At 67.9% G+C, this 12,130-nt stretch carries 8 protein-coding genes; 2 read left to right on the forward strand and 6 right to left on the reverse strand.

What is annotated here, in order from left to right:
• The 5 genes from L810_RS39860 to apbC all read right to left on the reverse strand — a co-directional run.
• The coding region (locus tag L810_RS39860) for a lysozyme inhibitor LprI family protein (protein WP_042978171.1) at nt 1-539 on the reverse strand (539 nt) is incomplete at its 3' end.
• Entirely contained in the window at nt 539-2,818 is a 2,280-nt protein-coding gene (locus L810_RS39865) for an arginine/lysine/ornithine decarboxylase (protein WP_021163792.1), read from the reverse strand. The genes L810_RS39860 and L810_RS39865, both read right to left, overlap by 1 nt.
• 81 nt (nt 2,819-2,899) lie before the next feature.
• Nucleotides 2,900-3,469, reverse strand: coding sequence for a dCTP deaminase (gene dcd, locus L810_RS39870; RefSeq protein WP_006398615.1), 570 nt, complete (start codon nt 3,467-3,469; stop codon nt 2,900-2,902).
• Between the two features lie 112 nt (nt 3,470-3,581).
• Nucleotides 3,582-4,118 (reverse strand): superoxide dismutase [Cu-Zn], encoded by a 537-nt coding sequence (gene sodC, locus L810_RS39875; RefSeq protein ID WP_021163793.1) that lies wholly within the window; start codon nt 4,116-4,118, stop codon nt 3,582-3,584.
• Between the two features lie 133 nt (nt 4,119-4,251).
• Entirely contained in the window at nt 4,252-5,343 is a 1,092-nt protein-coding gene (apbC, locus tag L810_RS39880; protein ID WP_021163794.1) for an iron-sulfur cluster carrier protein ApbC, read from the reverse strand.
• Between the two features lie 348 nt (nt 5,344-5,691).
• Here apbC and L810_RS39885 point away from each other — a divergent pair, with 348 nt between their 5' ends.
• Together L810_RS39885 and metG are read left to right on the forward strand one after the other, a co-directional pair.
• The gene (locus L810_RS39885) at nt 5,692-6,336 is read left to right on the forward strand and encodes an OmpA family protein (RefSeq protein ID WP_021163796.1); all 645 of its coding nucleotides are present in this window, start codon (nt 5,692-5,694) and stop codon (nt 6,334-6,336) included.
• Between the two features lie 376 nt (nt 6,337-6,712).
• Complete coding sequence (metG, locus tag L810_RS39890) at nt 6,713-8,866, forward strand: methionine--tRNA ligase (RefSeq protein WP_021163797.1); 2,154 nt, start codon at nt 6,713-6,715, stop codon at nt 8,864-8,866.
• A gap of 68 nt (nt 8,867-8,934) precedes the next feature.
• On the opposite strand, the gene L810_RS39895 is transcribed toward metG, so the two are convergent.
• Nucleotides 8,935-12,130: translocation/assembly module TamB domain-containing protein (locus tag L810_RS39895; protein ID WP_042978172.1), on the reverse strand; the 3,196-nt coding region annotated here is incomplete at its 5' end.

Here is a 12,130-nt window from a genome sequence, read left to right on the forward strand (position 1 = left end):
GGCCGGGCCCCGCCCTGGGTCGCGCTCGTGCCGCCCTGCGCGCCGCTCGTGGCCGCCACCGGCACGGCGGCGGGCGGCGGGGCATAACGATCGGCCGCGCCGCGCAGCGCCAGCGCGCGATCGCGCACCGGCTGCAGCTGCAGGTCGGCACTCGACATCGCGTACGAGGTGCCGCGCGTGGTGTCGTACACGGCCTTCAGCAGATGCACTTCATCCTTGCGCCACGTGAGCCAGCGGCGCTGGCTGTCCTGCCAGCCGCGCTTCGCGTCGGCCGGCGCATCCTTCAACAGGCGCTGGTATGCGCCGTCCATCACGGCCTGCCACTGCTGCTGCGCTTCGCCCATGCACTGGATCTGGCCGGCCGGCGAAGACCGGTCGCGCCGCGCGAGGCATTGCCGCATCGCGACGTCGATCGGGTCGGCCGCCGCGACTTCGGCGTGCGCGACACCCATGCCCGCCAGCCCCGACACGCCTGCCGCCCAGACGACGAGCGCGGCCACCGCCGCACGCATCGCCTGGATTCGTCCGTGCGTCGCCATCAGTCGCGCACGCAGTCGACGAAGTACTCGACGCGGCCGTTCACCTCTTCCGCGACGAGGCCGTGGATGTCGGTGTGGAAACCCGGGAAACGTTCGTTGAAGTCGCGCGCGAACCGCAGGTAGTTCACGATCGTCTTGTTGAAGCGCTCGCCCGGAATCAGCAGCGGAATGCCCGGCGGGTACGGCGTGAGCAGGATGCTCGTCACGCGGCCTTCGAGCTCGTCGAGCGGCACGCGGTCGATCTTGCGGTGCGCAAGCTTCGCGAACGCGTCCGACGGCTTCATCGCCGGCTCCATGTCCGACAGGTACATCTCGGTCGTCAGGCGGGCGATGTCGTTCGCGCGGTACACGTCGTGGATCTGCGTGCACAGGTCGCGCAGGCCGACGCGCTCGTAGCGCGGATGCTGCGCGACGAATTCCGGCAGCACGCGCCACAGCGGCTGGTTGTTGTCGTAGTCGTCCTTGAACTGCTGCAGCTCGGTCACCATCGAGTTCCAGCGGCCCTTCGTGATGCCGATCGTGAACATGATGAAGAACGAGTACAGGCCGGTCTTCTCGACGATGATCCCGTGCTCGGCCAGGTACTTCGTGACGATCGCGGCGGGGATGCCCGTCTCGCCGAACTCGCCGTCGACGTCGAGCCCCGGCGTGATGATCGTCGCCTTGATCGGGTCGAGCATGTTGAAGCCTTCCGCCAGCGGGCCGAAGCCGTGCCAGTGGTCGTTCGGCTTCAGCATCCAGTCGTCGCGCGAGCCGATGCCTTCTGCCGACAGTTCGTCCGGGCCCCACACGCTGAAGAACCAGTCGTCGCCGTATTCGGCGTCGACCTTGCGCATCGCGCGGCGGAAGTCGATCGCCTCGGCGATCGATTCCTCGACGAGCGCGGTGCCGCCCGGCGGCTCCATCATCGCCGCCGCGACGTCGCACGACGCGATGATCGCGTACTGCGGGCTCGTCGACGTGTGCATCAGGTACGCCTCGTTGAAGCGGTGCTTGTCGAACGTGCGGTTCTCCGAATCCTGCACGACGATCTGCGACGCCTGCGAGATGCCCGCGAGCAGCTTGTGCGTCGAGTGCGTCGCGAACACGAGCGCGCCCGTGCGCGGACGGCCGTCGCCGATCGCGTGCATGTCGCGGTAGAAATCGTGGAACGTCGCGTGCGGCAGCCACGCTTCGTCGAAGTGCAGCGTGTCGAGCAGGTCGCCCAGCAGGTCCTTGATCATCTCGACGTTGTAGACGACGCCGTCGTACGTGCTCTGCGTGATCGTCAGGATGCGCGGCTTCATGTCCGGGTTCTGGCGCATCGCCTCGCGCGCGAACGGGTTCGCCTCGATCTTCTTGCGGATGTTCTCCGGCTTGAACTCGTCGCGCGGGATCGGCCCGATGATGCCGAAGTGGTTGCGCGTCGGCGTCAGGAACACCGGAATCGCGCCCGTCATCGTGATCGCGTGCAGGATCGACTTGTGGCAGTTGCGGTCGACCAGCACGATGTCGCCGGGCGCGACCGTCGCGTGCCAGACGATCTTGTTCGACGTCGACGTGCCGTTCGTCACGAAGAACAGGTGATCGGCGCTGAAGATGCGCGCCGCATTGCGCTCGGACGCCGCGACCGGGCCCGTGTGGTCGAGCAGCTGGCCGAGTTCGTCCACCGCGTTGCAGACGTCGGCGCGCAGCATGTTCTCGCCGAAGAACTGGTGGAACATCTGGCCGAGCGGGTTCTTCAGGAACGCGACGCCGCCCGAGTGGCCCGGGCAGTGCCACGAGTACGAGCCTTCGTCCGCGTACTTCACCAGTTCCTTGAAGAACGGCGGCGCGAGCGAGTCGAGATAGACCTTCGCTTCACGGATGATGTGGCGCGCGACGAACTCCGGCGTGTCCTCGAACATGTGGATGAAGCCGTGCAGCTCGCGCAGGATGTCGTTCGGCAGGTGGCGCGACGTGCGCGTCTCGCCGTACAGGAAGATCGGGATGTCCGCGTTGCGGCGGCGCACTTCGGTGACGAACGCGCGCAGCTCGATGATCGCGGTCGCGAGTTCGGGCAGCTCGCCGTCCGGGCCGGTTTCGCCGAGCATGAGTTCGTCGTCGTCGATCGACAGGATGAAGCACGACGCGCGGCTCGACTGCTGCGCGAACGACGTCAGATCGCCGTAGCTCGTGAGGCCGAGGACTTCGACGCCCTCCTTCTCGATCGCTTCGGCCAACGCCCGGATGCCGGAGCCCGAGATGTTCTCGGAGCGGAAATCTTCGTCGATGATGACGACGGGGAAACGAAACTTCATGGGCGATTCTCCAAAAAGAACGACCGCGGCGCGTCACGCGCAGCGGTCACCCGGAAACTGGTGAGACGTTATGCAACCAGATCAGGTTTTCGGCAGCGTGACACCGCGCTGCCCCTGATACTTGCCGCCGCGATCCGCGTACGACACGTCGCACACTTCGTCGCTTTCGAAGAAGAGCACCTGCGCGACGCCTTCGTTCGCGTAGATCTTCGCGGGCAACGGCGTGGTGTTCGAGAATTCCAGCGTGACGTAGCCTTCCCACTCGGGTTCGAACGGCGTCACGTTGACGATGATCCCGCAGCGCGCATAGGTCGACTTGCCGAGGCAGACGGTGAGCACGGTGCGCGGGATGCGGAAATATTCGACGGTGCGGGCCAGCGCGAACGAGTTCGGCGGGATGATGCACACGTCGCCCTTGAAATCGACAAACGACCCCTCGTCGAAGTTCTTCGGATCGACGATCGTCGAGTTGATGTTCGTGAAGATCTTGAATTCGTCCGCGCAGCGGATGTCGTAGCCGTAGCTCGACGTGCCGTAGCTGACGATCCGGCGGCCGTCCTCGGACGCGCGGACCTGATCGGGCACGAACGGCTCGATCATCTTGTGCTCTTCGGCCATGCGCCGAATCCATTTGTCGGACTTGATGCTCATAACAGGGCGCCTGGAAACGCTGCGTGACAGTCGGTGAGGGCCATACCCGCGAAGCGGCGGCCGGGAAAGGCGCACATTTTACGCGATCATCGGCCGGCGCACGCGGCGGCCGTCAACGGATCACGCCGCAGGCGAGCGCGGGCCCCGCGCCATGCTGCGGAAACGCGGGATCGCTCGAGTCGCGGTGCACCAGCGCCGCGCGGTTCATCGCCGAGCGCACGCCATCGAGGGCCAGATCGGGCGCGACGATGAAGCCAGCCGCGACGCCGTTCGCGTCCGCATGGATGTTGCCGAGATCGCCGGCGACGCGGGCGCCCGCGCGCAACCGGTCGGCGGCCGGCGCGAACACCTGGCCGGCGCTCGAGCCGTCGCCCGCGTTGCAGTCGCCGCGTTCGTGCACCTGTAGCGCGTGATCGCTGTTGGGCGGAAGGCCGGCCAGGTTGTACGTGACCTGAACGCCGTCCGGACGCTCGACGAACGTCACCGCGCCGCGCGTCTGCGAGCCGACCGTCGGCTGCAGTTGTGCGTCGGCCCGTTTTTCGTGCGACGAGGAAAAGGAGGTGCAGCCGGCCAGCAGGCCCAGCGCGGCGGCGGCCAGCAGCGCGTACCGCACGCGGCCGGCGCGCACGCCGTGATGTCGTTGTTTCATTCGATCCTCATGCCGGCTGGCGGCCGTTTGACACGACGGCCGCGCCGGGCGGGTAAAGGGACCCGGGAAAAGTCGCCATGATACCGCGCCTCGCGGCGCCGTAAACAGCGTGAGGCCCCGCCCCGCAAGGGTTTTACGTATTTTGAACAACGATCGACGGGAACTTCGACGTCATGTCGCGCGAACGCTCGGCAATCGCCAGCGCGACGCCGCGCGCGATGTCGCGGTAACGACGGGCCAGCGCGCCTTCGGGATCGGCCGCGACCGTCGGCGTGCCGCTGTCGGCCCGCTCGCGGATCGCGATGTCGAGCGGCAGGCTGCCGAGCACGTTCACGTCGTAATCCTTCGCCATCCGCTCGGCCCCGCCGGCGCCGAAGATGTGTTCTTCGTGCCCGCAGTTCGAACAGATGTGGATGCTCATGTTCTCGACGATGCCGAGGATCGGAATCCCGACCTTCTCGAACATCTTCAGCCCCTTCTTCGCGTCGAGCAGCGCGATGTCCTGCGGCGTCGTGACGATCACCGCGCCCGTGACGGGCACGCGCTGCGCGAGCGTGAGCTGGATGTCGCCCGTGCCGGGCGGCATGTCGACGATCAGGTAGTCGAGCTCGCGCCAGTTGGTCTGGCGCAGCAACTGCTCGAGCGCGGAGGTCGCCATCGGGCCGCGCCACACCATCGGGTTGTCTTCCTCGATCAGGAAACCGATCGAGTTCGCCTGCAGCCCGTGGCCGACGAGCGGGTTCATCGACTGGTTGTCGGGGGACTCGGGGCGCTGGCCGTGGATGCCGAGCATCGTCGGCAGCGACGGGCCGTAGATGTCGGCGTCGAGGATGCCGACCGACGCGCCTTCGGCGGCGAGCGCGAGCGCGAGGTTGACGGCCGTCGTGCTCTTGCCGACGCCGCCCTTGCCCGATGCGACCGCCACGATGTTCTTCACGTTCGGCAGCAGTTTCACGCCACGCTGCACCGTGTGCGCGACGATCTCCTGCGACACGGCGACGCGCGCGTCGCGCACGCCGGGCACGGCCTGGAGCGCCGCGGTGACGCGTGCGCGCACGTCGTCGTGCTGGCTGCGCGCGGGATAACCGAGCACCACGTCGAGCGCCACGACGTCGCCGTCGATCGCGACGTTGCGCACGCCCTTGTTCGCCGCATACGGACGGCCGGTATTGGGGTCGACGACAGCCGCCAAAGCGGCGTCGACTTGTGCCCGGTCAATGCTCATCGAAACTCCGTGAAAACGTTTTTCTCGCGCGCAAACGTCAAAAAATATCAAATTACGCTGCGAAAATCAGGAAAAGTGAAAGAATCTGTTGCACGCCATTGCGCGAACGCGCGACCCGGCGCACTCTTCGCCTGCGGCATGCTATGGGGCCAAATCGGCCGCCAACCGCCTATATTGTAGAGGCTGACGCGTCGCACTGCCCGAACAGCCACGCTGACGGACAGGGCATGCGGCCACCTCGGCGGCTGCCGCTGGCGCAGGCCTGCCCTCCTTTTTCGGGCGGCCCGCGCGTGGAGCCGTAACTGTTGTCGTCGTTGTCGACTCGTTCAACCAAGAGAGGAATCCAAGATGAACATGAAAATCGCGACCCGTCTGTCCGTCTTCGCATTGGCCGGCGCACTGCTGGCAGGCTGCGCCACGCAGCAAGGCAACAACACGGCCGTCGGTACCGGCACGGGTGCGGCGCTGGGCGCAGGCATCGGCGCGCTGGCGGGCGGCGGCAAGGGCGCGGCGATCGGCGCGGGCGTCGGCGCACTGGTCGGCGGCGTGACGGGTTACAACTGGCAGGCGATCAAGAACAAGCTCGCGCCGTCGGCAGCCAAGACGGGTACGCAGGTGACCGAGCAGCCGGACGGCTCGCTGAAGCTGAACGTGCCGAGCTCGGTGACGTTCGCGACGAACCAGTACGCGATCACGCCGGCCTTCACGCCGCTGCTGAACGACCTGGCGACGACGCTGAACCAGAACCCGCAAGTGACGGCATCGATCGTCGGCTACACGGACAGCACGGGTTCGCAGCAGCTGAACCAGACGCTGTCGCAGAACCGTGCGCAGAGCGTCGTGAACGCGCTCGTGCAGCGCGGCGTCGCCGGCGGCCGCCTGTCGGCACAGGGCATGGGCCCGTCGAACCCGATCGCGGACAACGCGACGGAAGCGGGCCGCGCACAGAACCGCCGCGTCGAAATCTACCTGCGCGCAGCACAGGCGCAGTAAGCGCACGACGAGGGGAAGGCGCGGGCCCGCCGCCCGCGCAGCCCCGCCGGACAAGGCTTCCGGCGGAGCCGGTAACAAATCGAAAAAATTTTCGAACTTCTGTCGCAGGCCGCGGTCAGTATTTACGGTACGCGGCTGGTGTTGCCGGCGCGTCACCATTCTCCTCTTGTCGTTGTTGCTCCGGGGCCGTATCCGCCCCGGTTTTTTTTGCCCACGGAATTCGTGCTGCATCGCAGCACACCGCCATCGGGCACGCCGCTTGCGCGGCCCCGCCCGTTCCGGCGCCCGGTCAGCGGCGCCCTGCCCGCGTCGCTGGCGCGCACCCCTGCTAGAATCGCAGTTTCCCGTCGTTTTCCGCCGTTCCTCTACAGACCCTATGTCCGCATCCGACCTCACTTCCGTGCAGGCTGCGGCGCCGCAAGGTGGCCGCCAGATCCTCGTTACGTCCGCACTGCCCTATGCCAACGGGCAGATCCACATCGGCCATCTGGTCGAGTACATCCAGACCGACATCTGGGTGCGGACGCTGCGAATGCATGGCCATGAGGTCTACTACATCGGCGCCGACGACACGCACGGCACGCCGATCATGCTGCGCGCGGAGAAGGAAGGCCTGACCCCGAAGCAGCTGATCGACCGCGTGTGGACCGAGCACAAGCGCGACTTCGACAGCTTCGGCGTGTCGTTCGACAATTTCTACTCGACCGATTCGGACGAGAACCGCGTGCTGAGCGAGAAGATCTACGTCGCGCTGCAGGAAGCCGGTTTCATCGCCGAGCGCGAGATCGAGCAGGCGTACGATCCCGTCAAGGAAATGTTCCTGCCCGACCGCTTCATCAAGGGCGAGTGTCCGAAGTGCCACGCGAAGGACCAGTACGGCGACAACTGCGAAGTGTGCGGCTCGACCTACCTGCCGACCGAACTGCTGAACCCGTATTCGGTCGTGTCGGGCGCGACGCCGGTGCGCAAGACGTCGAAGCACTACTTCTTCCGCCTGTCCGATCCGCGCTGCGAAACGTTCCTGCGCGAATGGGTGAGCGGCCTCGCGCAGCCCGAAGCGACCAACAAGATGCGCGAATGGCTCGGCGACGCCGGCGAGGCCAAGCTCGCCGACTGGGACATCTCGCGTGACGCGCCGTACTTCGGCTTCGAGATCCCGGGCGCACCCGGCAAGTATTTCTATGTGTGGCTCGACGCGCCGGTCGGCTACTACGCGAGCTTCAAGAACCTGTGCGACCGCAACGGCGTCGACTTCGACGCGTGGATCCGCCCGGGCTCGACCACCGAGCAGTATCACTTCATCGGCAAGGACATCCTGTACTTCCACACGCTGTTCTGGCCCGCGATGCTCGAGTTCTCGGGCCACCGCACGCCGACCAACGTGTTCGCGCACGGCTTCCTGACGGTCGACGGCGCGAAGATGTCGAAGTCGCGCGGCACGTTCATCACCGCGCAGAGCTACATCGACACGGGCCTGAACCCCGAATGGCTGCGCTACTACTTCGCCGCGAAGCTGAACGCGACGATGGAAGACATCGACCTGAACCTCGACGATTTCCAGGCGCGCGTGAACAGCGATCTCGTCGGCAAGTACGTGAACATCGCGAGCCGCGCGGCAGGCTTCCTGATCAAGCGCTTCGACGGCCGCGTGCAGGACAGCGCGATGAACCATCCGCTCGTCGTGAAGCTGCGCGATGCGATTCCGGGGATCGCCGCGCACTACGAAGCACGCGAGTACGGCCGCGCGCTGCGCCACACGATGGAGCTCGCGGACGAAGTGAACGCGTACGTCGACGGCGCGAAACCGTGGGATCTCGCGAAGGATCCGGCCAACGCGGTCGCGCTGCACGAAACCTGCAGCGTAAGCCTCGAGTCCTTCCGCCTGCTGTCGCTCGCGCTGAAGCCGGTGTTGCCACGCGTGGCCGAGGCCGTCGAGTCGTTCTTCGGGATCGCGCCGCTCGCATGGGCCGATGCCGCGAAGCCGCTGTCGTCGGAACAGCCGATCAAGGCGTACCAGCACCTGATGACGCGCGTCGACCCGAAGCAGATCGAGGCACTGCTCGCCGCGAACCGCGATTCGCTGCAGGCTGAGGCCACCGGCGCGGCCGCCGCGAGCGCGAACGCCGCCAAGGAGGCGAAGAACGCCAAGGCGAACGCGAAGCCGGCCGCCGTGAACGGCGCCGACGATGCCCCCATCTCGATCGACGATTTCGCGAAGATCGACCTGCGCATCGCGAAGATCGTCGCGTGCCAGGCCGTCGAGGGTTCGGACAAGCTGCTGCAGCTCACGCTCGACGTCGGCGAGGAAAAGACCCGCAACGTGTTCTCGGGCATCAAGTCCGCGTACCAGCCCGAGCAGCTCGTGGGCAAGCTGACCGTGATGGTCGCGAACCTCGCGCCGCGCAAGATGAAGTTCGGTCTGTCCGAAGGGATGGTGCTCGCCGCGTCGGCCACCGACGAGAAGGCGGAACCGGGCCTCTACATCCTCGAGCCGCACAGCGGCGCGAAGCCCGGCATGCGCGTGAAGTAAGCCGAACGCGCTGCCGCTGGCGCGAAACAAAGCCCCGCACGATTCGTTTCGTGCGGGGCTTTTTTCATTCAGGGCTGCTCGGCACGCCGCGCCCGCGCCGCGTCGCTGCCGAACCACCGGTCGAAACGCCGCGTGTAGTTCAGGTCGACGCCCTGGAACGTGCCGCCGTACGCGGACACGGACCAGAAGCGCGTCAGGTTGATCGTCGCCTTGAACGCGTTGCTCGCCGATTGCAGCCCCTGCTCGAAGCCGAGCACGAACCGCTCGTTGATCGCCTTCGACACCAGCACGACCTGCGGATCGGTGAGGCCCACTTCGCTGCGGCCGACCGAGACCTCGTCGAGACCGAAGGTCTGCGCGACGCGCTTGCCGGTCACGCTGCCGAGCAGCCCGAGCGCCGCCGTCATCGTGCCCTGCTGGCCGACGTTGTTGCCCTGGTCGGTGCCGTGCCCGAACAGCAGCCACGACAGCTTTTCGTTGTCCGTGACGTTCGGTTCCGACACCAGCTTGACCGTCAGCGACTGGATCGTGCCCGTGACCTGCACGCCGGCCTCGACTTCCTGGTTGCGCCGCATCGCGAGGATGTTGACGCCCGGGTTCGACACGGGGCCGTTGAACGTGAAGAAGCCGTTCTCGATCGCGAGCTTGCGGCCGAACGACGTGTACGTCGACCCTTCGGTCACGCGCACGTTGCCGACCGCGCGCAGCGGCACGCCCGGCGCGCTCATCACGGTGATCGTGCCGCGCAGCCCGAGATCCGCGCCGTGCCCCTTGAAGCGGAAGTTGTTGCCGAGGCCGATGTCGATGTTCGCGCGCGGCGCGAGCGACGGCGCCGGTTTGTCCGCGGCCGGCTTCGGCTTGGCGACGGCGGTGCCGGTCGGCGTCTCGCCGCGCACCGTGCCGTCGGGTTGCACGATCACCACGTCGTCCGACAGGTGCGGCGCGGACTCCTCGGGCAGGTCGAACAGCGCGCGATCGACGACGAACTTGCCGTCGATCGACAGCGCGCCGCGCGGCCCGTCGTTCGCGACCGTCGCCTTGCCCGACAGCGACAGCTTCCGGTCCGGTGCCGCGAACAGCTCGAGCTTGTCCGCGACGATGCTCGCGGTCAGGTCGGGCGCCTCGCCGTCGAGACGCACGCGGCCAAGTGCGCGCAGCGTGCCGTCGCCGCCGTGGAACTCGACCTGCTGGAATTCGACGAGGTTTTCCGACAGCTTGATGCGCACGATGCCGTCCTTCAGCTGCACGCCCTGGTCGACGAGCGTCGCGGACAGGTCGTCGCCCGTCAGCGTCCCCGACAGGTTCGGCTTCACCGGCGTGCCCGCGACGGTCAGCTTCAGCGCCGCGCGCCCGCCGAGCAGGTAGCTCGGCCCGAACAGGTTGCCGGTCGTCTTCAGCGCCGGGACGTCGACGTCGATGCGGCCCGACAGCGGGCCGTCGTCGACCACGCCGAACATGCCGTCGCGCAGCGCAAACGGCACGGTGACGTTCGCATCGAGCGTGCCGATCCGGTTCGCCTTCGCGAGCGCCGTCACGTTGAGCCGGTTGCCAAGCGTGAAGTTCGCGCGTGCGGACAGGTCGGTCAGCCCCAGCGACGCGATGCCGCGCCCGCTCTCGATCGTCACGTCGCCGCCGCGCCGCTTCACCTGCACATGGCCGGTCGAGTTCGCGCCGAGCGAGAAATCCCAGTCGGCGTCGAGCACGACGTCGGTTCGCACCGGCGGCCGCTGGCCCGTCAGCTCCTGGCGGACCTCGAGGAAACGCGCGACCGACACGCCGCTCACGGAGCCCGCCGAGCGCATCTGGCCGTGATCGAACACGAACGACTTCAGGTCGATCGCCGCGCCCTCGAGCGTGAGCCGCGTCGCGCCGAGCGTCACGCGGCCGGCACCGGCCGATACGGTCAGCGGCGCCTGCAGCGCGACGCTCGGCGTGCCGCGGTTCGCGAGCCGCGTCACGGTACCGTCCCAGCGCATCCCGTCGCGGCTCTCGACCACGCCGCCGTTCGCCGCGAGCGTCATGTCGATCACGCGGCCGCCGGCCGTCCCGAGCGCCGACGCGTCGAGCGTGTGCTTCGCGCGCGTGCCGTCGAGGTTCGCGCGCAGCGATTTCAGCGTCAGCGAACCGAGCGCGAGGTCGGTCGCGTCGGCCGTGAACACGAGGGCGCCGTGCGCGCCGTCGCGGATGTCCGCGCGGCCCTGCGCGGCACCGATCCGGTTCGAGCCGACGACGACGTGCTGGGCCTTGTAGGTGGCCGTCACGTTCGGGTGCGCGAAGCTGCCGGTCAGGTCGCCCTGCGCCTGCACGAGCCCTTCCACGCCGAAGCCGAGCCGGTCGAGCTGCGGCGCGTCGACGACGAAGCGCAGCCGGTCGCCGGGCGCCCCGAAGCTGCCGCGCAGGTCGACATGATTGCCCGCGATCGACAGGTTCGCGTTGCTCGGCAGGATCCGCGAGCCGGCGAGCTGAACGACGCCGGCGCCGGTCAGCGGCACGCCGTCGTACAGGCTGTCGCCGAGCTTGAAGGTCGCCTTCGTCGACACCTGCGGCGCGAACGCGCCCGACGCCGTCAGCGTGCCCGACACGCGCGTCTCGCCGCGCCTGGGCGGCGCCTTGGCCGCCTTGGCGGGCGCCTTGCCGCCGCCGGCCTTCGGCGCGCTCTGCGCGGCGAGCAGCAGCGGATCGAACGCCGTCAGCGTCGCCTTCGCGTCGTAGCTCGAATGCGCATCGTGGCGGAACACGCCCGTCAGGTCGATGCGGCCCTTGCCCGCCGTCACGCGCGCGTCGGTCAGCACGGTCTGCTGCGGCGTCAGCGCAACCTTCGCGCGTGCGCCGAGCGCGAGCTTCGGATCGTTCAGGCTGAAGTCGACGGTCGTCACGTCGCCCGCGAGCGTCACGCCGAGCGGGCCGCCCAGGCGCATCGGCCGCAGCTCGGCGACGAAGGCGTTCAGGTCGAGGTTCGCGACCTTCAGGTCGAAGCGGCCCTTGCCGCCCGTCAGCGTGCCGTTGCCCGTCACGCTGCCGTCGCGGATCAGCTTCAGCGCAAGCGCGTCGATCCGCTGCGCGTGCGCGTCGAGATGCACGTTCGCGTGCGCGTCGATCACCGGCAACAGGTGATCGCCGAGCGTGCCGGGCTTCGCGTTGACGATCGACACCGGGCCCGTCACCGCGAACCCCTTTGCGGGCGCCGAGCCGGCCGGCGCGGTCACGGGTGCGAGTTCCGCGCGCACCGCGAGATCGGCGGCCGGCGCGCCGGGCGCGAGCGCC

Source organism: Burkholderia sp. AU4i (assembly GCF_000466765.1).
GTDB classification, from domain to species: Bacteria; Pseudomonadota; Gammaproteobacteria; order Burkholderiales; family Burkholderiaceae; genus Burkholderia; species Burkholderia cepacia.

What these genes read in the sequence shown, in the direction of transcription:
- L810_RS39865 (WP_021163792.1), bottom strand. Translation starts at nt 2,818, where the DNA reads ATGAAGTTTCGTTTCCCCGTCGTCATCATCGACGAAGATTTCCGCTCC.
- dcd (WP_006398615.1), bottom strand. Translation starts at nt 3,469, where the DNA reads ATGAGCATCAAGTCCGACAAATGGATTCGGCGCATGGCCGAAGAGCAC.
- sodC (WP_021163793.1), bottom strand. Translation starts at nt 4,118, where the DNA reads ATGAAACAACGACATCACGGCGTGCGCGCCGGCCGCGTGCGGTACGCG.
- apbC (WP_021163794.1), bottom strand. Translation starts at nt 5,343, where the DNA reads ATGAGCATTGACCGGGCACAAGTCGACGCCGCTTTGGCGGCTGTCGTC.
- L810_RS39885 (WP_021163796.1), top strand. Translation starts at nt 5,692, where the DNA reads ATGAACATGAAAATCGCGACCCGTCTGTCCGTCTTCGCATTGGCCGGC.
- metG (WP_021163797.1), top strand. Translation starts at nt 6,713, where the DNA reads ATGTCCGCATCCGACCTCACTTCCGTGCAGGCTGCGGCGCCGCAAGGT.